The 23,022-nt window shown below is 64.6% G+C and carries 20 protein-coding genes; 18 read left to right on the top strand and 2 right to left on the bottom strand.

All coding sequences use genetic code 11. The features are described from left to right. Nucleotides 1-193 precede the first annotated feature (193 nt). The 12 genes from glpD (at nt 194) to iolG (ending at nt 13,915) form a co-directional block, all read left to right on the top strand. A complete protein-coding gene (glpD, locus tag V1479_RS00970; RefSeq protein WP_368801280.1) occupies nt 194-1,717 on the top strand; it encodes a glycerol-3-phosphate dehydrogenase in 1,524 nt (507 codons plus the stop codon). 35 nt (nt 1,718-1,752) lie between these two features. Further along, the gene (locus V1479_RS00965; RefSeq protein WP_368801279.1) at nt 1,753-2,820 is read left to right on the top strand and encodes an ABC transporter ATP-binding protein; all 1,068 of its coding nucleotides are present in this window, start codon (nt 1,753-1,755) and stop codon (nt 2,818-2,820) included. Between the two features lie 9 nt (nt 2,821-2,829). Continuing rightward, on the top strand, nt 2,830-3,900 hold the full coding sequence (locus V1479_RS00960) for an ABC transporter ATP-binding protein (protein ID WP_368801278.1): 1,071 nt from the start codon (nt 2,830-2,832) through the stop codon (nt 3,898-3,900). A 2-nt stretch (nt 3,901-3,902) separates the two neighbouring features. Further along, nucleotides 3,903-4,772: a carbohydrate ABC transporter permease gene (locus V1479_RS00955; protein ID WP_368801277.1), complete on the top strand. Its 870-nt coding sequence runs from the start codon at nt 3,903-3,905 to the stop codon at nt 4,770-4,772. Nucleotides 4,773-4,876: 104 nt separating this feature from the next. Next, complete coding sequence (locus tag V1479_RS00950; RefSeq protein ID WP_368801966.1) at nt 4,877-5,695, top strand: carbohydrate ABC transporter permease; 819 nt, start codon at nt 4,877-4,879, stop codon at nt 5,693-5,695. Next, a complete protein-coding gene (locus tag V1479_RS00945) occupies nt 5,695-6,102 on the top strand; it encodes a DUF2160 domain-containing protein (protein ID WP_421929427.1) in 408 nt (135 codons plus the stop codon). Before V1479_RS00950 ends, V1479_RS00945 begins: the two co-directional genes overlap by 1 nt. Nucleotides 6,103-6,172: 70 nt before the next feature. Continuing rightward, complete coding sequence (locus tag V1479_RS00940) at nt 6,173-7,894, top strand: ABC transporter substrate-binding protein (protein WP_368801275.1); 1,722 nt, start codon at nt 6,173-6,175, stop codon at nt 7,892-7,894. Between the two features lie 169 nt (nt 7,895-8,063). Continuing rightward, the gene (locus tag V1479_RS00935) at nt 8,064-9,524 is read left to right on the top strand and encodes a cryptochrome/photolyase family protein (RefSeq protein ID WP_368801274.1); all 1,461 of its coding nucleotides are present in this window, start codon (nt 8,064-8,066) and stop codon (nt 9,522-9,524) included. A gap of 317 nt (nt 9,525-9,841) precedes the next feature. Further along, nucleotides 9,842-10,783 (top strand): sugar ABC transporter substrate-binding protein, encoded by a 942-nt coding sequence (locus V1479_RS00930; protein WP_368801273.1) that lies wholly within the window; start codon nt 9,842-9,844, stop codon nt 10,781-10,783. A 130-nt stretch (nt 10,784-10,913) separates the two neighbouring features. Further along, on the top strand, nt 10,914-12,062 hold the full coding sequence (locus V1479_RS00925; RefSeq protein ID WP_368801272.1) for an ABC transporter permease: 1,149 nt from the start codon (nt 10,914-10,916) through the stop codon (nt 12,060-12,062). A 1-nt stretch (nt 12,063) separates the two neighbouring features. Then, entirely contained in the window at nt 12,064-12,846 is a 783-nt protein-coding gene (locus V1479_RS00920; protein WP_173188862.1) for an ATP-binding cassette domain-containing protein, read from the top strand. A 79-nt stretch (nt 12,847-12,925) separates the two neighbouring features. Continuing rightward, nucleotides 12,926-13,915: an inositol 2-dehydrogenase gene (gene iolG, locus V1479_RS00915; RefSeq protein ID WP_368801271.1), complete on the top strand. Its 990-nt coding sequence runs from the start codon at nt 12,926-12,928 to the stop codon at nt 13,913-13,915. 18 nt (nt 13,916-13,933) lie between these two features. On the opposite strand, the gene V1479_RS00910 is transcribed toward iolG, so the two are convergent. Next, a complete protein-coding gene (locus V1479_RS00910) occupies nt 13,934-15,073 on the bottom strand; it encodes a Gfo/Idh/MocA family protein (RefSeq protein ID WP_368801270.1) in 1,140 nt (379 codons plus the stop codon). 126 nt (nt 15,074-15,199) lie between these two features. Between V1479_RS00910 and V1479_RS00905 the strand changes: the two genes are divergently transcribed. The 6 genes from V1479_RS00905 (at nt 15,200) to iolB (ending at nt 21,899) form a co-directional block, all read left to right on the top strand. After that, nucleotides 15,200-16,054, top strand: coding sequence for a MurR/RpiR family transcriptional regulator (locus V1479_RS00905; RefSeq protein WP_368801269.1), 855 nt, complete (start codon nt 15,200-15,202; stop codon nt 16,052-16,054). Between the two features lie 126 nt (nt 16,055-16,180). Further along, nucleotides 16,181-18,115, top strand: a complete 1,935-nt coding sequence (locus V1479_RS00900; RefSeq protein WP_368801268.1) for a bifunctional 5-dehydro-2-deoxygluconokinase/5-dehydro-2-deoxyphosphogluconate aldolase — start codon at nt 16,181-16,183, stop codon at nt 18,113-18,115. Between the two features lie 19 nt (nt 18,116-18,134). Next, complete coding sequence (iolD, locus tag V1479_RS00895; protein WP_368801267.1) at nt 18,135-19,985, top strand: 3D-(3,5/4)-trihydroxycyclohexane-1,2-dione acylhydrolase (decyclizing); 1,851 nt, start codon at nt 18,135-18,137, stop codon at nt 19,983-19,985. A gap of 36 nt (nt 19,986-20,021) precedes the next feature. After that, nucleotides 20,022-20,906, top strand: a complete 885-nt coding sequence (iolE, locus tag V1479_RS00890; protein WP_368801266.1) for a myo-inosose-2 dehydratase — start codon at nt 20,022-20,024, stop codon at nt 20,904-20,906. After that, nucleotides 20,903-21,085 carry a DUF3329 domain-containing protein gene (locus V1479_RS00885; protein WP_173188874.1) on the top strand — a complete coding sequence of 61 codons (183 nt, stop codon included), beginning with the start codon at nt 20,903-20,905 and terminating at the stop codon, nt 21,083-21,085. The genes iolE and V1479_RS00885 overlap by 4 nt, the downstream gene beginning before the upstream one ends. 4 nt (nt 21,086-21,089) lie before the next feature. Continuing rightward, complete coding sequence (gene iolB, locus V1479_RS00880; protein WP_368801265.1) at nt 21,090-21,899, top strand: 5-deoxy-glucuronate isomerase; 810 nt, start codon at nt 21,090-21,092, stop codon at nt 21,897-21,899. A gap of 54 nt (nt 21,900-21,953) precedes the next feature. On the opposite strand, the gene V1479_RS00875 is transcribed toward iolB, so the two are convergent. Beyond that, nucleotides 21,954-23,018 carry a TRAP transporter substrate-binding protein gene (locus tag V1479_RS00875; protein WP_368801264.1) on the bottom strand — a complete coding sequence of 355 codons (1,065 nt, stop codon included), beginning with the start codon at nt 23,016-23,018 and terminating at the stop codon, nt 21,954-21,956. Between the last annotated feature and the right edge of the window lie 4 nt (nt 23,019-23,022).

Genomic DNA, 23,022 nt, shown 5'->3' with positions numbered 1-23,022 from the left:
GACCCGGTACAGCTTGCCCTTCATTGAGGAAAGAGTTCCGAGCTTCGGTCGATGATGCAGCCGGAGAGCGATCCCGGCTGTATGCGGTCTTCCGGACAGGTTTCGTTTGACATTCGTTATGATTTCGAAATAATTCCTCTCGGTTTTCATACTGCGGATTTATGCTGCATTGCGAAATCAAGGGGAATCCTGCGTGGGCACTGCAAGCCACGACATTTTCATCATCGGCGGCGGCATCAACGGATGTGGCGTGGCACGCGATGCCGCGGGGCGCGGCTACTCGGTTCTCCTCGCCGAAATGAATGATCTGGCGAGCGGAACCTCGTCGGGTTCGACCAAGCTGATCCATGGCGGCCTGCGCTATCTCGAACACTACGAATTCCGGCTGGTGCGCGAGGCGCTGATGGAGCGCGAGGTGCTTTGGCGCGCCGCACCGCACATCATCTGGCCGATGCGTTTCGTGCTGCCTTATGCCGACGGCATCCGCCCGGCCTGGCTGATCCGGCTCGGACTGTTCCTCTACGACCACCTGGGCGGGCGGAAGCTCTTGCCCGCGACGCGGACGCTGGACATGCGGACCGATCCGGCCGGAAAGCCGCTCAAGCCACTTTTCCGCAAGGCGTTCGAATATTCGGACGGCTTCGTAAACGACGCCCGTCTGGTCGTGCTTAATGCGCGCGATGCCGCCGACCGCGGCGCGGTGGTCCGTACCCGGACAAGGGTAACGAGCGCGCGCCGCGAGGACGGGCTGTGGACGGTGACCATCGAGGATACGGGCACCGGCAAGACCGAAGAGGTGAAGGCGCGGCTGCTCGTCAATTCGGCCGGGCCATGGGTCGACGAGGTTCTGGCGGGCACGCTGGGGCGCAACGACGTTCACAATGTGCGGCTGGTGCAAGGCAGCCACATCGTGGTCCGCAAGAAGTTTTCGGACCCGCGCGCCTATTTCTTCCAAAACCGGGACGGCCGCATCATCTTCGCGATCCCGTATGAGGACGATTTCACCCTCATCGGCACCACCGACCACGACTATGAAGGCAACCCCGCCGATACGTCGATCACGGAAGAGGAGATCGATTATCTGTGTGCGGCCGCCAGCGAATATTTCATCGAGCCGGTCGAGCGCGACGACATCGTATGGACCTATTCCGGCGTGCGCCCGCTCTATGACGACGGGGCATCGAAGGCGCAGGAGGCCACGCGGGACTATGTGCTCGCGGCCGAAGGGAGCAATGGGGAAGCGCCGCTGATCAACGTCTTCGGCGGCAAGATCACCACCTATCGCCGGCTCTCGGAAGCCATGCTTGAAAAGATCGAAGGCCTTCTCGGGGCTAAGGGGAAGTCCTGGACGGCGGATGCGGTCCTGCCTGGCGGCGAATTCCCGGCGACGGGCTATGATGCGGAGGTTGCGTCGCTTCGAAAGGATTATCCGTTTCTCGACCAGCGCATGGCGCAACGCCTGGTACGCCTCTACGGCACGCGCGCCCGGACGATTCTGGGTTCGGCAGCGTCGCTCGCCGATCTCGGGCGCAATTTCGGCGCCGATCTCTTCGAGGCCGAAGTGCGCTATCTTGTCGAGAACGAATGGGCGGTGACTGCGGAGGACGTCCTGTGGCGGCGTACCAAGCGCGGGCTGCACCTGAGCGCCGAGGAGGAAGCGGGGCTCGAGAAATACATGAAGGAACTGGGAGGGCGCCGGCACACAGCCGCCGCGTAAACGACAGCACGGCATACGATCTGGGAGGAGGATCAATGCTCGAACTGCGCAACGTATCGAAGGTTGTCGGACGCGACACGCATATCGGCGACGTGTCGCTGACGCTGTCGCATGGCAGCCTCAACGTGCTGCTCGGGCCGACCCTTTCCGGCAAGACCAGCCTGATGCGCCTCATGGCAGGCCTCGACGTGCCGACCTCCGGTTCGGTGTGGCTCGACGGCAAGGACGTGACCGGCGTTGCCGTGCAGAAGCGCAACGTCGCGATGGTCTACCAGCAGTTCATCAACTATCCGGCGATGACGGTCTATGAGAACATCGCGTCACCACTGCGGGTCGCGGGCCATGACAGGGCGGCCATCGACCGCGAGGTCCGGCAGGCGGCCGAGCTCCTGCGGCTGACGCCCTATCTCGACCGCAAGCCGCTCAACCTTTCGGGCGGACAGCAGCAGCGCACAGCACTTGCCCGCGCCATCGTCAAGAATGCGGGGCTGGTGCTGCTCGACGAGCCGCTGGCCAATCTCGACTACAAGCTACGCGAGGAATTGCGCGCCGAGCTGCCGCGCATCTTCTCGCAGTCTGGCGCGATCTTCGTCTATGCGACCACCGAACCGTCGGAGGCGCTGCTTCTGGGTGGCAACACGGCGACGCTGTCGGAAGGACGGGTGACCCAGTTCGGCCCGACCATCGAGGTTTTCCGCAAGCCCAACGACCTGCTCACCGCGATGACGTTCGCCGATCCGCCGCTCAACACGATGCTGCTGACCAAGCGCGGGAACCGTTTCGAGCTGGATGGCGGACTCAGCCTGCCGGCGCCGGCCCATCTGGCGGGCATCTCGGACGGCTCCTACACGATCGGCTTCCAGCCGCATCATCTCACCCTGGCGCCAGCCGACGACCGGGCGGTCGCGGTGAAGGCGAAGGTGACCGTCACCGAGATCACCGGCTCGGAGAGTTTCGTTCACCTGGCCGTTGCCGATGAAAAGTGGGTGATGCTGGCGCGTGGTATTCACAATTTCGAGCCCGACCAGATGATCGACGCCTATGTCGACCCGCGCCATCTAATGGTCTTCGACAGCAGCGGCCGCATGGCGCAGGCAGCCTGAGGGGAAGAGATGGCACGGATCGACCTCGACCACATCCGCCACTCCTACGGGCCGAAGCCGCAGGGCCCGGCCGACTATGCGCTGAAGGAAGTGCACCACACCTTCCGCGACGGCGGCGCCTATGCGCTGCTCGGGCCGTCGGGCTGCGGCAAGACCACGCTGCTCAACATCATCTCCGGGCTGGTGGAGCCGTCGGAAGGCCGCATCCTGTTCGACGGCAATGATGTCAGCCGGCTTTCCACGCAGGAGCGCAACATCGCGCAGGTGTTCCAGTTCCCGGTCATCTACGACACGATGACGGTCTACGACAATCTGGCCTTTCCGCTGCGCAATCGCGGTGTGCCGGCGGACGAGATCGATCGCAAGGTCCGCGAGATCATCGAGATGATTGACCTGCAGGATTGGGCGCAGCGCAAGGCACGGGGCCTGACGGCCGACCAGAAGCAGAAGATCTCGCTCGGCCGCGGGCTGGTGCGCTCCGACGTCAACGCGATCCTGTTCGACGAGCCGCTGACGGTCATCGATCCGCACATGAAATGGGTGCTGCGCTCGCAGTTGAAGCAGCTTCATCGTCGCTTCGGCTACACCATGGTCTATGTCACGCACGACCAGACCGAGGCGCTGACCTTCGCCGACGATGTCGTCGTCATGTATGAGGGCGAGATCGTACAGATCGGCACGCCGGACGAGCTGTTCTCGCGGCCGAAGCACACCTTTGTCGGCTACTTCATTGGCTCGCCGGGCATGAACGTGCTGCCGGTGGCGCTCGACGGCCAACAGGCCCAGCTCGGCGGCCAGACGATCCAGCTTCCCGCCGCGCCTGCTGGCAAGCCCGCAGGCACAATCGAGCTTGGCATCCGGCCGGAGTTCGTGCGCGTGGGGCGCAGCGGCATGCCGGTCGAGATCAGCAAGGTGGAGGATGTCGGGCGCTACCGGATCGTGCGGGCCATGCTGGAGGGGCGAGAGATCGCGGCGATCCTCGGCGAGGACGACTACATTCCCACCGATCCGAAGGTGAGCTTCGATCCGGCGGGGATCAATCTCTATGCCGATTCCTGGCGGATAGCGACGGAGGGCTGACCATGGAGAAGACCTGGAACAATCGGGCCTGGTTCATGGTGCTGCCGGTGCTGCTGCTGGTGGCGTTCTCGGCCGTCATCCCGCTGATGACCGTCGTCAACTATTCGGTGCAGGACACGTTCGGCGGCAACCAGTTCTTCTGGGCCGGCACCGAATGGTTCGAGGAGATACTCAGCTCCGACAGGTTCTGGCTGGCGATGGGCCGCAATCTCGCCTTTTCGGCCATCATCCTGGCGATCGAGATTCCGCTCGGCATCTTCATCGCGCTCAACATGCCGCGCAAGGGCTGGGGCGTGCCGGTCTGTCTGGTGCTGATGGCGCTGCCGCTGCTCATTCCGTGGAACGTGGTCGGCACGATCTGGCAGGTCTTCGGCCGCATCGACATCGGCCTGTTGGGGCGCACCCTCCATACGCTCGGCATCGACTACAACTACGTCAACGATCCGATCGATGCCTGGGTGACGGTGATCGTCATGGACGTGTGGCACTGGACGAGCCTCGTGGTGCTGTTGTGCTATGCCGGCCTCGTCTCAATCCCCGAGGCTTACTACCAGGCGGCGAAGATCGACGGCGCGTCGCGCTGGGCGGTGTTCCGCTATATCCAGTTGCCGAAGATGAGCCGCGTGCTGCTGATCGCGATCCTGCTGCGCTTCATGGATTCCTTCATGATCTACACCGAGCCCTTCGTGGTGACGGGCGGCGGGCCGGGCAACTCGACGACGTTCCTGTCCATCGACCTCGTGAAGATGGCGATCGGCCAGTTCGACCTCGGGCCAGCGGCGGCGATGTCGATCATCTACTTCCTGATCATCCTGGCGATGTCGTGGGTCTTCTACACCGTCATGACCAATTACGACGCGGAGAAGAAGTGATGGCCGGCGACGAAAGAACGGCCACGATGCGCAACGGCGAGGCCGTGCCGGAGACCCGAACCACGGCCGACAAGGCGGCGGCCAACGAGCGCGTGCTGCGGCAGATGCGCCGGCGCGGCGGGGAATCCCGCTTCTGGTGGCTGGTGCCTACGCTCTACATTATCTTCCTGATGCTGCCGATCTACTGGCTCATCAACATGAGCTTCAAGACAAACCAGGAAATCCTCAACGTCTTCTCGCTGTGGCCTCAAAGCCCGACGCTGCGCAACTACGCGGTGATCTTCACCGATCCGTCCTGGTATTCGGGCTACATCAACTCGATCATCTACGTCGTGCTCAACACGACCATTTCGGTACTCGCGGCGCTGCCGGCGGCCTATGCCTTCTCGCGCTACAGGTTCCTCGGCGACAAGCACCTGTTCTTCTGGTTGCTGACGAATCGCATGGCCCCGCCGGCGGTCTTCGCGCTGCCGTTCTTCCAGCTCTATTCGGCCTTCGGCCTGATCGACACGCATATCGCCGTGGCGATCGCGCACTGCCTGTTCAACATTCCGCTGGCGGTCTGGATTCTCGAAGGCTTCATGTCCGGCGTGCCGAAAGAGATCGACGAGACCGCCTATATCGATGGCTATTCCTTCCCGCGCTTCTTCGTGAAGATCTTCATGCCGCTGATCGCCAGCGGTATCGGGGTGGCGGCCTTCTTCTGCTTCATGTTCTCGTGGGTGGAGCTGCTGATCGCCCGCACGCTGACGACGACCGACGCCAAACCGATCGCTGCCACGATGACCCGCACGGTCTCCGCCTCCGGGCTCGACTGGGGCGTGCTGGCCGCAGCCGGCGTGCTGACGATCATCCCCGGCGCGCTCGTGATCTGGTTCGTGCGCAACTACATCGCCAAGGGCTTCGCCCTGGGGAGGGTATGATGACGCAAACACGCCGCTGGCAGATACCGCTGGCCGTCGTCCTGGCGATCTACGTCGCGGCGGTCTGGTTCTTCATGCAGCGCCTGCCGGTGGAGGATGGCGAGCGGGACTGGTTCGCCTCGCTGTTTCCGCGCAGTTGGATGGCATGGTCGTTTCCGACCGCGCTGTTCTTCTCGACCATCTTCCTGCTGCTCGCGCTGATGGCGGTGTGGGAATACGCCCGGCCCGGCGGGCATCCTCGTGTGGGCATCCTGCGCTTCGAGACGACGCGCGGCGACCGCCTTTTCGTTTCGCTGCTCGGCAGCGCCTTCATCCATCTCGCTTGGCTTGGGCTGGTCGGGCCCGGCCTGTGGTGGGCACTCGCACTTTCGGTCGTCTACGCCATCGGCGTGTTTCGATACGTCTAGCGCGGGAAACTGCGGATGCGGCGCACCTGCGCCGCTTCCGGATCGCATTCAAACCCTAGGGAGGAAATCAATGCGACGGCAGCTTTTGGCATCAACGACAGCAATAGCGCTCCTGGTCGGAGCGGCGCCCGCCTTCGCCGACATGGAAGCGGCGCGGGCATTCCTCGACGCAGAGATCGGCGACATGTCCGCGCTCAGCCGCGAGGAGCAGGAAGCCGAGATGCAGTGGTTCATCGACGCTGCAGAACAATTCAAGGGCATGGACATCAAGGTGGTGTCGGAGACCATCACCACGCATGAGTACGAATCCAAAACCCTGGCTCCTGCATTCGCAGCCATTACCGGCATCAACATCACGCACGACCTGATCGGCGAGGGCGACGTCGTCGAGAAACTGCAGACGCAGATGCAGTCGGGTGAAAACGTCTATGACGCCTATGTCAACGACTCCGACCTGATCGGCACCCACTGGCGCTACCAGCAGGCCCGGTCGCTGACCGACTGGATGGCGAACGAGGGCAAGGACGTCACCAACCCGAACCTCGACTTGGATGATTTCATCGGGCTGAAGTTCACCACCGCGCCGGACGGCGATCTCTACCAGTTGCCCGACCAGCAATTCGCGAACCTCTACTGGTTCCGCTACGACTGGTTCAACGATGAGGCGAACAAAGCCGAGTTCAAGGAGAAATACGGCTACGACCTCGGCGTGCCGGTCAACTGGTCGGCCTATGAGGACATCGCAGAGTTCTTCACCGGCCGCGAGATCGACGGCAAGAAGGTCTATGGCCATATGGACTATGGCAAGAAGGACCCGTCGCTGGGCTGGCGGTTCACCGATGCCTGGCTGTCGATGGCCGGGAACGGCGACAAGGGCCTGCCGAACGGCCTGCCGGTCGACGAATGGGGCATCAAGGTCGATGAGAACTCGCGTCCCGTGGGCTCCTGCGTGGCGCGCGGCGGCGACACCAACGGCCCGGCTTCCGTCTATGCGATCCAGAAATATCTGGACTGGATGAAGGCTTACGCGCCGGCCTCGGCCCAAGGCATGACCTTCTCGGAATCCGGACCGGTTCCCGCGCAGGGCGAGATCGCTCAGCAGATGTTCATGTACACGGCCTTCACCGCCGACATGGTCAAGGACGGGCTGCCGGTGGTCAACGAAGACGGCACGCCGAAGTGGCGTTTCGCGCCGTCGCCGCATGGCGTCTACTGGAAGGACGGCATGAAGCTCGGCTATCAGGACGTGGGTTCTTGGACGATCCTCAAGTCCACCCCCGACGATCGCGCCAAGGCCGCCTGGCTCTATGCGCAGTTCGTCGTGTCGAAGACGGTCGACGTCAAGAAGAGCCATGTCGGCCTGACGCTGATCCGGGAATCGAGCATCCAGCACGAATCCTTCACCGAGCGCGCGCCCAAGCTCGGCGGCCTGATCGAGTTCTACCGCTCGCCGGCCCGCGTGCAGTGGTCGCCGACCGGCACCAACGTGCCTGACTATCCGAAGCTCGCGCAGCTCTGGTGGCAGGCAATCGGCGATGCGTCCTCGGGCGCGAAGACCGCCCAAGAAGCCATGGACTCGCTCTGCGCCGAGCAGGAGCGGGTGATGGAGCGCCTGGAGCGCGCAGGCGTGCAGGGTGATATCGGTCCCAAGCTCGCCGAGGAACACGACCTCGAATACTGGAACAAGGATGCCGTGGAGAAGGGCAACCTCGCGCCGCAGCTCAAGATCGAAAACGAAAAGGAACAGCCTCAGACCGTCAACTACGACGAGCTGGTCAAGAGCTGGCAGTAAGATCGGCTTTTCCCGATCCGGAAGCAGGGGGCCGCGATCGCGGCCCCCTGTCGTTTTTGCCTCCAGGAAACCGATTGCGCGCCGAGGCATTTTGCAATGAACCGAAAACGGCCGGACTGCGTAGTCTGGATATGAAGATGGAATCGACGAGCAGGGGAATGCCGGCACGATGAGCCACGACAGACCGGACGGTCAGGGAACGGTGCTCGTCCTGTTCCGCCACGATCTGCGGGTTTCCGAAAACGGCGCGCTGGCAGCGGCCGCGCAGACGGACAAGCCGGTGCTTGCGGCCTATGTGCTGGATGAGGAAAGCGAAGGCATGCGTGCGCCCGGCGGCGCGGCGCGCTGGTGGCTGCACCATTCGCTGGCGCGGCTGAGCGAAGACCTCGAAAAGCGCGGGGTCCGACTGGTGCTACGCAGTGGGGCGATGTCGGACGTCGTGGACGATCTGGTCGGAGAAATCGACGCCGACACGGTGTTCTGGAATCGCCGCTATCATCCGGCCGGAGCGGCGGCGGACGCGGCGATCAAGAGCGCGCTGCGCGAACGCGGCCTGCGTGCGGAAAGTTTCGACGGACAGCTTCTGCACGAGCCGTCTCGTCTGCAGACGGGTGCGGGGTCGTTCTACAAGGTGTTCACGCCGTTCTGGAAGGCGATGTCGGCCGGTCCCGATCCGCGCGCCCCGATCGATCCACCGCGCAGGATCGCCGGCTATGACGGCAAGATCGCCTCGCAGACGCTCGACGAGCTGTTTCCATTGCCGCGATCACCGGACTGGGCCAAGGCTTTCGGCGAAGTCTGGACGCCCGGTGAAGACGGTGCGCATGCGCGGCTTGAAAGCTTCATCTCGGAACGGCTGGACGATTATGCGGATGGCCGCGATTTTCCGGCCGGCGGGTCGACGTCTGGGCTGTCGCCGCATCTGGCGCATGGCGAGATTACGCCCTACCAGATATTCGCGGCGTTGCGCGCCGAGGCGAAGGAGGTCTCGAGCGCGAACCTTGCCAAGTTCCGCCAGGAAATCGGCTGGCGCGAGTTCTGCCACCATCTGCTGTTTCATAATCCGGGGCTCTGCGAGGAAAACTTCCAGCCAGCCTTCGATGCCTTCCCATGGAAGTCCGACAAGGAAGCCCTGCGTGCGTGGCAGCGGGGCAGAACCGGGTATCCGATCGTCGATGCCGGCATGCGCGAACTCTGGCAGACCGGCGTGATGCACAACCGGGTGCGCATGATCGTCGCCTCGTTCCTGACCAAGCATCTGCTGATCGACTGGCGCGAGGGCGAGCGCTGGTTCTGGGATACGCTGGTGGATGCCGACGCCGCCAGCAATCCGGCAAACTGGCAGTGGGTGGCGGGATCCGGCGCTGATGCGGCGCCCTATTTTCGGATATTCAATCCGGTGCTGCAGGGCGAAAAGTTCGATCCCGACGGCAGCTATGTCCGAAGCTTCGTGCCCGAGCTGGACAAACTTCCCGACCGCTACCTGCATAAACCATGGGACGCGCCGGCCCAGGTGCTGGCAGACGCCGGCGTGGACCTTGGCCGCACCTATCCCAAGCCTGTGGTCGACCACGCGGCTGCGAGAAAACGCGCCCTTGCGTCATACGACGCGGCCAAAGAAGCGCAGTAGGCCACTTGGGGCCGTTTTGCCGCCCCGCTCCAAATTCTTGACTCCTGCGGCAGCCGAGCCGCTTCGCCCATCGCTACAGGGGCAAAGAACCTGTCGTCTTGCGCACGGGTGAAACGCCACTTGACGTTACGGCTCAATATGGAATAAATATTTCATACTGGCCGAATATGGCGCGAACATTCTGAAATGGACGGTCCGGGAGGAATTGCCATTCCGGCTTCGCCAGTCGAGCCACGAAAGACAGGTCTGCCGTCAGGCGGCAGGTCTCCGGCAATAAAATCGGTGCAGCCGGACACCGAATGTGGAGGAGAACGACAATGAGGAAGCTTCTATTGGCGCTCGGGCTGGCCTTTGCCGCGGCTGCAGGAGCCGCCGGCACGGCGCAGGCCGAAGGCGAGCGGTTCGTTTTCGTCAGCCATGCGCCGGATTCCGATTCATGGTGGAACACGATCAAGAATGCGCTGAACGTCGCCGCCGAGCAGATGGACGTGACGGTCGAATACCGAAATCCGCCGACGGGTGACATCGCCGACATGGCGCGCATCATCGAGCAGGCCGCAGCCTCGAGCCCGAACGGCATCGTCACCTCGATCGCTGACATCAATGCGCTGGAGGGACCGATCAGCGATGCGGTGGCCAAGGGCATTCCGGTGATTACCGTCAACTCCGGTACGGTCGAGCAATCGAAGCAGCTCGGCGCGATGCTGCATATCGGCCAGCCGGAATATGACGCCGGCAAGGGCGCCGGCGAGCGCGCCAAGGAGGCGGGCGTCACCAAGTTCGTGTGCGTGAACCACTACATCACCAACCCGGCCTCGGTGGAGCGCTGCCAGGGCTTTGCCGACGCGCTCGGCGTCGAACTCGGCAACCAGATGATCGATTCCGGCATCGACCCGGCCGAGGTGAAGAACAAGGTACTCGCCCATCTGCGCGCCAATGCCGACACCAACGGCATCCTGACGCTGGGACCGAACTCGGCGGAGCCGACGCTGGCAGCCCTTCAGGAGAACGGCATGGCGGGTGAGGTCTTCTTTGCGACCTTCGACCTGTCGCAGGGCATCTCGGAGGGCATCAAGGCCGACGTTATCGACTTCGCCATCGACCAGCAGCCCTATCTGCAAGGTTACCTGCCGATCGTGCTCCTGACCAACTATGCCCGCTACGGCGTGATCCCGCCGAACTCGATCAATTCGGGTCCGGGCTACATCACCAAGGACAATATCGAGCAAGTCGAGGCGCTGGCGGGCGAATACCGCTGAGCCGCTGAACTCGTGCCGGGGGTGGATGCGCCCCCGGCCCTGAAATCCGCATCGAGACGACTTTGAATGTGCCAGACATGCGGGTCTACGCGCCCGGTCGATGGCGCGTGGGCGATCGAGGGAGCGAAAGATGAGCGAGAGCGTCCAGCCAAGCGCGCAAGGCGCGTCCGGCCAGCCACCCGAGAGAGACGAGCGGGTTCGCGAGGTCTCGCGCTTCCGCAAGGCGCTGGTCCGTCCCGAACTGGGCGCCATCTGCGGGGTGATCCTCGTCTTCGTCTATTTCCTCATGGTCGCCCGCGACACTGGCATGTTCAGCGCCGAGGGCGTCATGAACTGGGGCGTTGTCTCGGCGCAATTTATGATCATCGCCGTGGGCGCCTGCCTGCTGATGATCGCCGGCGAGTTCGACCTGTCGGTGGGCTCGATGATCGGCTTTTCCGGCATCGTCATCGCGCTGCTTTCGGTGACGTATGGCTGGCCGATGTGGGCGGCGATCATCGCCGCCTTCCTGCTGGCTATGGCGATCGGCTGGGTGAACGGATTTCTCGTCATCAGAACCGGCCTGCCGTCCTTCATCGTGACGCTGGCCTTTCTTTACATCCTTCGCGGCCTGACGATCTTCATCTCGATTTCGACGACGCGCCAGACGATCATCGGCGGCGTCAAGGAGGCAGCCGAGGGCGACTGGCTGGCGGCGCTGTTCGGCGGCAAGATCCTCAGCGGGCTGTTCGTATGGCTCGCCGACATCGGGGTGATCGGCAAATTCGTGGCCGGAACGCGCGCCGGCCAGCCGGTGATCGACGGCATTCCCATGTTGATGGTCTGGGCGCTGGCGCTCATCATCTTTGCGCATGTGCTTCTGACCCGCACGCAGTTTGGAAACTGGATATTCGCCGCAGGCGGCGATGCCCAGGCCGCGCGCTATGTCGGCGTGCCAGTGAACCGGGTAAAGATCCTGATGTTCGTGTTCACCGCATTCTGCGCCACGGTCTTCGCAACCTGCCAGGTGCTCGAGTTCGGCTCGGCGGCGGCCGACCGTGGTCTCCTGAAGGAGTTCGAGGCGATCATCTCCGTCGTCATCGGCGGCGCATTGCTCACCGGCGGCTACGGCTCGGTGATCGGGGCGGCCTTCGGCGCGCTGATCTTCGGCGTAGTGCAGCAGGGCCTGTTCTTCGCCGGCGTCGAAAGCTCGCTGTTCCGGGTCTTCCTTGGCGTCATCCTTCTGCTCGCGGTGGTGCTCAACACCTATATCCGCCGCCTGATCACGGGGGAGCGCTGAAATGGCAGACACACCGCTCATCGAACTGCGCGACATCGAAAAGCATTTCGGCTCGGTGATCGCGCTGGCCGGCGTATCGGTCTCGGTCATGCCCGGCGAATGCCACTGCCTGCTGGGCGACAACGGCGCCGGCAAGTCGACCTTCATCAAGACGATGTCAGGCGTTCACAAGCCGACGCGCGGCGAAATCCTGGTCGATGGCGAACGGGTCGCCTTCACCAGCCCGCGCGACGCGATGGCACGTGGCATCGCCACCGTCTATCAGGACCTCGCGATGATCCCGCTTATGTCGGTGACCCGCAATTTCTGGATGGGCCGCGAGCCGAAGCGGCGCGTCGGGCCATTCCGCTTCTTCGATTTCCAGACCGCCAACAGGGTGGCGATGGAGGCGATGCGCGAGATGGGCATCCGCCTGCGCGAGCCGGACCAGGCTGTAGGCACGCTTTCGGGCGGCGAACGCCAGACGGTGGCGATCTGCCGTGCAGTTCATTTCGGGGCGCGGGTTCTGATCCTCGATGAGCCAACCTCGGCGCTCGGCGTGCGGCAGACCTCCAAGGTGCTTGCCACCATCGACCAGGTGCGCAAGAAGGGCATCGGCGTCGTGTTCATCACCCACAATGTGCGCCATGCCATGGCGGTCGGCGACCGGTTCACCGTTCTCAATCGCGGCCAGACGCTCGGCACGGCGAAACGCGGCGAGATCACGACCGAAGAATTGCAGGACCTGATGGCGGGCGGTGCCGAGCTAGCGGAGCTGGAGGGCTCGCTGGGCGGGACGGTCTAGGGCTTACCCGCCTGAAAGCATGGATGAAAAACCGGATGGGGACGCGGGTCGCGTCCCCCGTTTTGCGAGCAGAAAGCAGATGACACTATCTTTCGCCCTTCTTGGCGCCGGCCGCATCGGCAAGGTCCATGCGCGTGCCGTCGCCTCCAACCACAAGGCGCGGCTCGTCGCCGTCGCCGACGCCTTTGCCGACGTCGCCCAGGAGCTCGCCGCGATCTACGGTGCGACGGTGAAAAGCATCGACGAGATCGAACGGGCGGACGATGTCGATGCCGTCATCATCTGCACGCCGACCGACACGCATGCCGACCTCATCGAGCGGTTCGCGCGCGCCGGCAAGGCCGTGTTCTGCGAAAAGCCGGTCGATCTCGACATCGGCCGCGTGGAGCAGTGCCTGTCGGTGGTGGAGCAAACCGGTGCCACGCTGATGGTTGGTTTCAACCGGCGCTTCGATCCGCATTTCAAGGCCGTTCGGCAGGCGATCGACGATGGCGCGGTCGGAGCTGTGGAGATGGTGACGATCACCTCGCGCGACCCCGGCCTACCGCCGTTGGACTACATCCCGCGTTCGGGCGGCATCTTCCGCGACATGACGATCCACGATTTCGACATGGCGCGCTTCCTGCTGGGCGAGGAGCCGGTGATGGTGAGTGCCAGCGCATCCGTGCTCGTTGACGAAAGAGTGGGCGAACTCGGCGACTATGACAGCGTCAGTGTTATCCTGATGACGGCGTCGGGCCGTCAGTGCACGATCTCCAATTCGCGCCGCGCGACATACGGTTACGACCAGCGCATCGAGGTGCTCGGCTCGAAGGGCATGGTGGCGGCGGAAAACCAGCGTCCGGTGTCCATCGAAGTCGCAAATGCCGCGGGCTATACGCGGCCGCCGCTGCACGATTTCTTCATGACCCGATACACCGAGGCCTACGCCAACGAGATCGCGGCCTTCATTGCGACCGTCACCGAAGGCAAGGCGCCTTCGCCGAGCGGGGCGGACGGGCTTGCGGCGCTGCGGCTCGCGGACGCGGCGCTGACCTCCGCCAGGGAAGGCCGCACCGTCCGACTGTAGCCGTGTGGTGCCGCCGGTCTATGCGGCGGGGTGGACGACGTCGATCCAGCGCCGTTCGGCATGCGAGCGGGCCATTGCATGCACGGTACGCTCGATCTCCAGGCCCCTATCGAAGTCGATGACGCGAGCGCCCCCGCCGGAAAGGCACGTGATCAACTCGTGGCATTCGATGGTCTTGAGGTCGTTGAACCCCAGCCCATGGCCCGGCGCGGGCACGAACTGCCCATAGGGTTCGTGCCGGGGCGCGCTGAGGATGGTACGGAAGCCCTGTTCGCCCACGGGATCGGCGGTGAGATAGAGCTGCACCTCGTTGAAGCGCTCCTGATCGAACAGGATGGTGCCCTTCGAGCCGAAGATCTGGATCGCGAGGCGGCCCTTGCGGCCCCATGCCGAACGGCTGACCTGCAAGGTGGCCGGGATGCCGCTTTCGAGCTGCATCAGCGCGGAGGCGATGTCGTGGGTTTCGACGTCGCGCCGCCCGCCGCCATGCATCGGCCGGTCGGGATAGGGCATTGCCATGTCGCAGACCACGCGCGCGACGCGGCCGAACAGTACCGAAACGATGGAGAGCGGATGCACCGCGAAATCGTCGAGCGCGCCGTAGCCGGACTTGGCTTCATGTTTCCAGAAGAACATGGCCTCCGGGTCGGCCATGAAGTCCTCGTCCATCTCGATGCGCAACTGGGCGATGGTGCCGATTGCGCCGTCGGCGAGCAGGCGGCTTATATGCCGCATCGCGGGGCTCTGGATGTAGTTGTAGCCAAGCACCGCAACCTTGCCGCTCGCCCGTGCCGCCCGTGCCGCCCGCGCCATGCGCTCGGCATCGGCGAGGGCGGGCGCCATCGGTTTCTCGCACCAGACATGCTTGCCGGCTTCGAGGGCCGCGATTACCATTTCGGGATGGAATTCATTGGGTGCGGCAATCGACACGACATCGACCTGCGGATCGGCGACGACGGTGCGCCAGTCGTCGGTCGACCGGGCAAATCCGAACTCGTCGGCGCGCCGCCGTGCCAGATCGGCATCGACCTCGGCGAGATGGGCAAGGGTGATTGCCGGCATGTCGGGGAAGATGGTGCCGACCGCCTTCCAGGCGAGCGTGTGGCATTTGCCCATGAAACCGGTGCCGATCAGGCCCACGCCGATATTCGCAACCATGCTCTCTCCCATCGCTTGGCAAGCTGATGCGAATGATTTAGTCTATTTCCATCAAAAATGGAATGTTTAGTTCATTGGCGCCAGCGCGGCGCTTAACTGCCTGTGAGGCCGGGAGACGACACTGGGATGAATGACCGTTCGCCGGCCGGCGAGGCTGCCTATCCAAGAGATTATGAAACGCTGCGGGAAACGATCCTTGAGCAGCGCAGCGTCTTACCGAAGCGCATTGCGCAGGTGGCTGCCTATGCGCTGGACAACCCCGACGAGATCGCCTTCGGCACGACGGCCAGCATTGCGGCCTCGGCCGGCGTGCAGCCCTCGACGCTGATCCGCTTCGCGCAGCAGCTCGGCTTCGACGGGTTCACGAGCCTGCAGTCGGTATTTCGTGAACGTCTGCGCGAGCGCAACACGACCTATGAGGAGCGGCTGGCCGCACTGCGGGACGAGGCGCAGAACGGCACGACCAACCGGGCGATGCTCGACGGGTTCCTCGCCGCATCGGTCCGCTCGCTGGACCTGATGGCGCGCAGCGTGGACGAGGCAACGCTCGACAGGGCGGTCGGTATCCTAGCCCGGGCGGAGACGCTCTACATCCTCGCCAAAAGACGCTCGTTTCCGGTCGCCAGCTATCTCGGCTACGCGCTCGGCAAGCTGCATGTGCGCAGCCAGATCATCGAGTCCGCATCCGGGCTCCAGCCGGAGATCATCGGCTTCGCCACGCCGCGCGATGCGGTGATCGCGGTGAGTTTCTCGCCTTATGCGCCAGCCACGATCGACGAGGTGCGGGTGCTCCACGAGCGCGGGGTGCCGATCGTTGCCATCACCGACAGCGCCTTTTCGCCGCTGGCGCAGTTCGCTGCGGTCTGGTTCGAGGTTGCCGAATCGGATTTTTCGGGCTTCCGCTCGCTCGGCGCGACCATGGCGCTGGCGATGACGCTTGCGGTCGGTTGCGCGGAGGAACGGCGCCGTCTCGCCGGCTAGGAAGCGGCATAGCCATAAAAGGAATGTCTATTCCATATTGACGTTACATTGGAATTGATATTTCGTATTGAGGATGCCGGCGGCGAGAGGCCGGTGTTTCGGCCCTGCGAAAAGCTGGAGGACAACATGGCCGCCTCGGCAGGCGAACGCACCGCTGAACTCGACGTCATCACCATCGGGCGCGCCTCTGTCGACCTTTATGGTCAGCAGATCGGCGCGCGGCTGGAGGATGCGGCGTCTTTCGCCAAGTCGGTCGGCGGCTGCCCCGCCAACATCGCGATCGGCACGGCGCGGCTGGGCCTGCGCTCGGCGCTGCTGACGCGCGTCGGCGACGAGCAGTTCGGCCGTTTCATCCGGGAGCAGCTCGGACGCGAAGGTGTGAGCACGGACGGCATCGTCGCCGACCCGGAGCGGCTGACGGCGCTGGCGATCCTCTCGGTGCAGGACGACAGGTCGTTTCCGCTGCTTTTCTATCGCGAGAACTGCGCCGACATGGCGCTTGGCGAAGATGACGTCGCTGCCGATTTCATCGGCCGGGCGCGCGCCGTCGTCGTCACCGGCACGCATTTTTCGCGGCCGGGAACCGAGGCCGCTCAACGCAAGGCGATGCGGCTGATGCGCGAGGCCGGCGGCAAGGTCGTGCTCGACATCGACTACCGGCCGAACCTGTGGGGGCTTGCGGGCCATGCGGAAGGAGACAACCGCTACATTGCCTCGGACGCCGTTTCGGCAAAGATGAAATCGGTGCTTGCCGAATGCGACCTGATCGTCGGCACGGAGGAGGAAGTGCTGGTCGCTTCGGGCGAGAGCGAACTGCCGGCAGCGCTGAAGACGATCCGTGTGCATTCGCAGGCCGTGATCGTGCTGAAGCGTGGCCCGATGGGCTGCATCGTCTATGACGGCGCGATCCCCGACGATCTGGAGCAGGGCATCGTCGGGCGCGGCTTTCCGATCGAGGTCTATAACGTGCTGGGTGCCGGCGACGCCTTCATGTCGGGTTTCCTGCGCGGCTGGCTGCGCGGCGAGCCGCTGGAGACGGCGGCGACATGGGCCAACGCATGCGGCGCCTTTGCCGTGTCGCGACTGCTCTGCGCGCCGGAGATCCCGACCTTCGAGGAGCTGCAATTCTTCCTGAAGCATGGCTCACGGCACCACGCGTTGCGCAAGGACGAGGCGATAAACCATGTCCACTGGGCGACCACGCGGCGCACGGAAATCCCGTCGATCATGGCCTTTGCGGTCGACCACCGCGCGCAGTTCGAGGAACTCGCCGCGCGCCACGGGCAGGACGCGGCCCGCATCGGCGCATTCAAGACGCTGGCCGTAAGGGCGGCGGCGGAGGTTGCCGGCGGGAAGCCGGGCTATGGCATGCTGATCGACGAACGGTTCGGGCGCGAGGCGCTGTTCGAGTTCGCGCGGCACGAGTTTTCGTGGCTTGGCCGGCCGGTCGAGGTGCCGGGCTCGCGCCCGCTGCGCTTCGAGTTCAGTCAGGATATCGGCTCGCAGCTCGTGGAATGGCCAGTCGACCACTGCATCAAGTGCCTGTGCTTCTACCGGCCCGACGATCCGCCGGCGCTCAAGGCGGAGCAGCAGGAGAAGCTGCGGGCGCTGTTCGATGCCGCGCGCAAGGTCGGACGCGAACTGCTGATCGAGATCATCTGCGGCAAGCACGGGCCGCTCGCCGACGACACGGTGGCGACCGCGCTGGAGGAGCTCTACGCGCTCGGCATCAAGCCCGACTGGTGGAAGCTCGAACCGCAGGCCTCGCCTGTGGCGTGGAATGCCATCGCATCGGTGATCGAACGCAACGACCCTTGGTGCAGGGGCGTCATGCTGCTCGGGCTGGAGGCCCCGCAGGCCGAACTCGAGGCGGCATTCGCGGCAACCGCCGATGTGCAGGTGGTAAAGGGCTTTGCTGTCGGCAGGACACTGTTCATGAGCGCGGCGGAGAGCTGGTTTGCCGGCGAAATTTCCGACGAGGCCGCGATTGCCGAGATGGCGGAGCGCTTCGACAGCCTGACGCGGGCCTGGCAATCGGCAAGAGCGGGCAGGGCGGCGTGAACGCAGAGGGAGGAAGGACATGACGAGGACCGCGCGCCTGACGATGGCGCAGGCGCTGACGCGCTTCATGACCCGCCAGACGACCGAGATCGACGGCGCGCGCGTGCCGGTTTTTGCAGGCGTATGGGCGATCTTCGGTCATGGGAATGTCGCGGGGCTCGGCGAAGCGCTCTATCAGGTGCGCGACGCGCTGCCGACCTATCGCGCCCACAACGAGCAGGCGATGGCGCATGCGGCGATCGCCTATGCGAAGGCGAGTTTCCGCCGTCGCATGATGGCGGCCACGACGTCGATCGGGCCGGGTGCGACCAATCTGGTGACGGCGGCAGCCCTTGCGTATGTGAACAGGCTTCCGGTGCTGCTGCTGCCCGGCGACGTGTTCGCCAGCCGCATCCCCGATCCGGTGCTGCAGCAGGTGGAGAGCTTTGCCGACGCGACCGTTTCGGCCAACGACTGCTTCCGGCCGGTCTCGCGCTATTTCGACCGCATCGCGCGGCCGGAGCAGATCGTGCCGGCGATGGCGCGTGCGATGCAGGTGCTGACCGACCCGGCCGAGTGCGGGCCGGTGACGCTGGCGCTGTGCCAGGACGTGCAGGCGGAAGCCTACGACTATCCGGAAAGCTTCTTCGACGAGCGGCTGTGGCTGCCGCGCCGTCTGCGCCCGGATCGGGGCGAACTCGAAGGGGCTGTCGCAGCGATCAGGGCGGCGAAAAAGCCGCTCATCATCGCCGGCGGCGGCGTTCTCTATTCGGGTGCTGCCGATGCGCTGGCAGCGCTGGCGGAAGCGTGCGGCATTCCCGTCTGCGAAACGCAGGGCGGCAAATCCTCGCTGCCGGACAGCCATCCGCTCAACATGGGCGCGGTTGGCGTTACCGGGACCGAAGCCGCCAACCGGCTGGCGCGCGAGGCCGATCTCGTGATCGCGGTCGGCACGCGCCTGCAGGATTTCACCACCGGATCCTGGTCGCTGTTTGCCGATCCAGGCAAGCGCATCGTCGGCCTCAACGTCCAGCCGTTCGACGCCGGCAAGCATCGGGCGCTGACGCTGGTGACCGATGCGCGCGAGGGACTGGGCGAACTGTCGGCTGCTCTTGCCGGGTGGGCAGCGCCCGCCGCCTGGACCGCCGATGCGCAGGCAGGCAAGGCTACATGGCGGGAGGCCGCTGCGTTGGTGACGGCCGCCACCAACGCAGCGCTGCCGAGCGACGCGCAGGTGATCGGTGCCGTGCAGCGGGCGATCGGCAATGACGCGATCGTGCTGCATGCGGCGGGCGGCCTGCCGGGCGAACTGCATAAACTCTGGCAGGCCGGCGGGCCGGGTTCATATCATGCCGAATACGGCTTCTCGGCCATGGGCTACGAGATCGCAGGCGGCCTGGGCGCCAAGATGGCGCGACCGGACAAGGAGGTGGTCGTCATGGTTGGCGATGGGTCCTATCTGATGCTCAATTCCGAGATCGCTACATCGGTGATGCTCGGGCTCAAGCTGACGATCGTGCTGCTCGACAATCGCGGCTTCGGCTGCATCAACCGGCTCCAGGTCGCCACCGGGGGTGCGAGCTTCAACAATCTGCTCAAGGATGCGCAGCACGAGGTGCTGCCCGAGGTCGATTTCGTCGCCCACGCGGCAAGCCTCGGTGCACGTGCGGTCAAGGTGGCCTCCATCGCGGAACTGGAAACGGCGCTGCAGGCGGCGCGTGAATCCGACCGGACCAGCGTCGTGGTGATCGACACCGATCCGCTTGCAAGCACCGAGGCGGGCGGGCACTGGTGGGACGTGGCGGTGCCCGAAGTGAGCGAGCGCGAGGACGTGCGCGCTGCCCGCGCATCCTATGAGGACGCTCGGGAAAAGCAGCGCATCGGCGAGTGACGGATCCGAGACAAGGCAACGGGAGATACGACCAACATGATCCGCATCGGCGCCAACCCCATCGGCTGGTCCAACGACGACATGATCGAGATCGGCGGAGATATTCCGCTGGAGCGGTGCCTGGCCGAGGCGCAGGCTGCAGGCTTCGTCGGCATGGAACTGGGCAACAAGTTTCCGCGACGCGCGGCCGAGCTGCGGCCTGTTCTCGAACGCTTCGGCCACAAGCTGGTGAGTGGCTGGTGGTCGACCGAGCTGCTGGTGCGAGACGTCGACGCCGAACTCGCGGCCGCGCGGGATCATGCGTCCCTGCTTGCCGAAATGGGCTGCGGCGTCTTCATTGCCGCCGAGACCTCCAACGCGATCCACAGCAACCGCGCCGTGCCTTTGTCGGCGCGCCCGGTGCTTGCAAAGGACGACTGGGCGCAATTCGGCGAGCGCTACACAGCACTTGCCTCTGCGCTGAGGGCTGAATACGGGCTGCAACTCGTCTATCATCACCACATGGGTACATGCGTGCAGACCGAGGCCGAGATCGACCGCTTCATGGCTGTGACGGGCGATGGCGTGCAGCTGCTGCTGGATACGGGCCACGCGACATGGGGCGGCGCGGACCCGGCGCGGCTCGCGCGGCACTACCGCGACCGCATCGGCCACGTCCATTGCAAGGATGTGCGCGAGGATGTGATGTGGCGCGCCAATCGCGAGGACTGGTCGTTCCTCGATTCCGTGCTGGAAGGCGTCTATACGGTGCCCGGCGACGGCATGATCGACTATGTACGCGTCCTCAAGGAATTGCCGGGCTATTCCGGCTGGGTGGTGGTGGAAGCGGAGCAGGACCCGGAAAAGGCCGAGCCTGCCGCCTATGCGCGGCTCGGCCATGCAAACCTGACGCGGTTCCTTTCCGAAGCGGGGTTTTCATGAACGGCAACGATTTCTTCCGCCCGCTCTGGCTGCGCGTCGGCATCGTGCTCGCCTGTTTCGGCTGGGCGGTGCTGGAACTGGTGAACGGACAGACAGGCTGGGCGATGCTGGCAGGGGCGGTAGGGGCCTATGGCGTGTGGAGCTTCCTCATCGCCTACGAGCCGCCAAGCAAGGAGTAGAACCATGCCTCAACTGCATGTGAAACCGCAGGGACGCTCGGGCAGGGTGATCGCCGTCACCCCGGAGAACGCCGGCTGGCAGCATGTCGGTTTCGAACTCTACCGGCTGGCTCCGGGCGAGACGGCCGAAGCGGAGACCGGCGGGCGGGAGGCGTGCCTCGTCTTCATCTCGGGCAAGGGCGAGACCGTGGCGGGTGGCGAGCAGCTCGGCGTGCTCGGCGCGCGCATGTCGCCCTTCGAAGGCAAGCCGTGGTCGGTCTATGTCCCGCAGGGCAAACACTGGTCGGTCACTGCAGAAAGCGATGTGGTGCTTGCAGTCTGCACCGCGCCGGGTCTCGGCGGTGGGCTGCCTGTGCGGGTCATCGCGCCGGATGCGTTAGGCCAGGAAGTACGCGGCCAGGGCACCAATACGCGTTACGTCACCAATATCCTGCCCGAAGGCGAGCCAGCGGATTCGCTGCTCGTGGTCGAGGTCATCACGCCCGGCGGCCACACGTCGAGTTATCCGCCGCACAAGCACGACCGCGACGACCTGCCGCGCGAGTCGCTGCTGGAGGAAACCTACTATCACCGCCTCAACCCGCCGCAGGGCTTCGCCTTCCAGCGGGTCTATACCGATGCCGACGAAACCGGCCGGCGCGAACTCGACGAGACGATGGCGGTCGAGGACGGCGACGTTGTGCTGGTGCCCAAGGGATACCACCCCTGCGCGGCCTGCCACGGCTACGACCTTTATTATCTCAACGTAATGGCCGGCCCGACGCGCACGTGGAAGTTCCACAACGCACCGGAACATGAGTGGCTTCTGGGGTAGCGTTCCGGCGGTGGAAGGACCCTCTCCCGTTGCCGGGAGAGGGCAGGATGCGGATCAGTTTCTGCCGGCGAGCAGCGGTTCCGTCATGGCGCGGCTGTAGGCATGTGCCGTCTGGTAGTAGGCATCGTAGCTTTCCAGGACCCGCGCGACATCTTCGCTCTGGCCGCGCAGCTCTTCGCGAACCTCTTCCCAGGCGCCGCGCATCGCGTCGATCACGTCCTTGGGAAAATCGAGGAACTCGACGCCCTCATCCTTCAGCGCCTTGAACGACTGCGCGTTGAAATAGTCAAACTGCGCGTGCATCTCGAGCGCGGCCGCATGGGCGGCGTGCTGGCAGATGGTCTGCAGGTCGGCGGGCAGTTCGGCCCAGGCGTCCTGGTTGAAGACGACCGCGACGGCAGCGCCGGGCTCGGCATAGGCCGGCATGTAGCAGATGTTGGTGATGCGCTGCAGGCCGAAGGCCTGGTCGAGCATCGGGCCAACCCATTCGGCCGCGTCGATGGCGCCGGACTGCAGTGCCTGGAAGATTTCCGTCGGCGGCAGCAGCACGGCGTTGACGCCAAGCTTGCGCAGCATCTCGCCGCCGAGGCCGGCAATGCGCATGTTGAGGCCCTGGAGATCGGCGACGCCTTCGATGCGTTTCTTGAACCAGCCACCGGACTGCGTGTTGGAATTGCCCGAATAGAACGGCTTGAGATTGCGCTGGGCGTAGATGTCGTCCCAGATTTCCTGACCGCCGCCCCATTTCAGCCATGCGACATGCTCGGTCGAAGTGAGGCCAAAGGGAACGCCCGTGTACCAATGCAGGGCGGGGTTCTTGCCTGCCGCGTAATAGGTCGGGCCGTGGCCGACCGGCACGTTGCCCTGCTGGACGGCGTCCTCAACGCCGAAGGGTGGGACCAGCTCGCCCGCGCCGTAGACCTCGAGCTGGATGCGGCCGTCGGACATGGTGGCGACCATCTCGGCGAAGCGGGTGACGTTGGTGCCGACACCCGGTGCCGCCTTGGGGAAGGCGGAAGCGATGTTCCACTGTACGCGGCCCTGCGCGATGGCGGGCGCTGCAAGGCTGGTGGCTGCGGCAAGTCCGGCGCCGCCGGCAAGAAAAGTCCTGCGTTTCATGGTT

The organism is Neoaquamicrobium sediminum (genome assembly GCF_040970315.1).
Lineage (GTDB): Bacteria > Pseudomonadota > Alphaproteobacteria > Rhizobiales > Rhizobiaceae > Aerobium > Aerobium sediminum.
The sequence above is the reverse complement of the archived record's forward strand: the minus strand, read 5'-3'. Positions and strand labels throughout refer to the sequence as shown.

Excerpts from the sequence above, each read along its gene's own strand:
- V1479_RS00930 (WP_368801273.1), top strand. The coding sequence starts at position 9,842 with ATGAGGAAGCTTCTATTGGCGCTCGGGCTGGCCTTTGCCGCGGCTGCA.
- V1479_RS00965 (WP_368801279.1), top strand. The coding sequence starts at position 1,753 with ATGCTCGAACTGCGCAACGTATCGAAGGTTGTCGGACGCGACACGCAT.
- V1479_RS00900 (WP_368801268.1), top strand. The coding sequence starts at position 16,181 with ATGGCCGCCTCGGCAGGCGAACGCACCGCTGAACTCGACGTCATCACC.
- V1479_RS00920 (WP_173188862.1), top strand. The coding sequence starts at position 12,064 with ATGGCAGACACACCGCTCATCGAACTGCGCGACATCGAAAAGCATTTC.
- V1479_RS00935 (WP_368801274.1), top strand. The coding sequence starts at position 8,064 with ATGAGCCACGACAGACCGGACGGTCAGGGAACGGTGCTCGTCCTGTTC.
- V1479_RS00940 (WP_368801275.1), top strand. The coding sequence starts at position 6,173 with ATGCGACGGCAGCTTTTGGCATCAACGACAGCAATAGCGCTCCTGGTC.
- V1479_RS00905 (WP_368801269.1), top strand. The coding sequence starts at position 15,200 with ATGAATGACCGTTCGCCGGCCGGCGAGGCTGCCTATCCAAGAGATTAT.
- V1479_RS00925 (WP_368801272.1), top strand. The coding sequence starts at position 10,914 with ATGAGCGAGAGCGTCCAGCCAAGCGCGCAAGGCGCGTCCGGCCAGCCA.
- iolD (WP_368801267.1), top strand. The coding sequence starts at position 18,135 with ATGACGAGGACCGCGCGCCTGACGATGGCGCAGGCGCTGACGCGCTTC.
- V1479_RS00875 (WP_368801264.1), bottom strand. The coding sequence starts at position 23,018 with ATGAAACGCAGGACTTTTCTTGCCGGCGGCGCCGGACTTGCCGCAGCC.
- V1479_RS00955 (WP_368801277.1), top strand. The coding sequence starts at position 3,903 with ATGGAGAAGACCTGGAACAATCGGGCCTGGTTCATGGTGCTGCCGGTG.
- iolB (WP_368801265.1), top strand. The coding sequence starts at position 21,090 with ATGCCTCAACTGCATGTGAAACCGCAGGGACGCTCGGGCAGGGTGATC.
- V1479_RS00945 (WP_421929427.1), top strand. The coding sequence starts at position 5,695 with ATGACGCAAACACGCCGCTGGCAGATACCGCTGGCCGTCGTCCTGGCG.
- V1479_RS00950 (WP_368801966.1), top strand. The coding sequence starts at position 4,877 with ATGCGCCGGCGCGGCGGGGAATCCCGCTTCTGGTGGCTGGTGCCTACG.
- V1479_RS00960 (WP_368801278.1), top strand. The coding sequence starts at position 2,830 with ATGGCACGGATCGACCTCGACCACATCCGCCACTCCTACGGGCCGAAG.
- iolG (WP_368801271.1), top strand. The coding sequence starts at position 12,926 with ATGACACTATCTTTCGCCCTTCTTGGCGCCGGCCGCATCGGCAAGGTC.
- V1479_RS00910 (WP_368801270.1), bottom strand. The coding sequence starts at position 15,073 with ATGGTTGCGAATATCGGCGTGGGCCTGATCGGCACCGGTTTCATGGGC.
- V1479_RS00885 (WP_173188874.1), top strand. The coding sequence starts at position 20,903 with ATGAACGGCAACGATTTCTTCCGCCCGCTCTGGCTGCGCGTCGGCATC.
- iolE (WP_368801266.1), top strand. The coding sequence starts at position 20,022 with ATGATCCGCATCGGCGCCAACCCCATCGGCTGGTCCAACGACGACATG.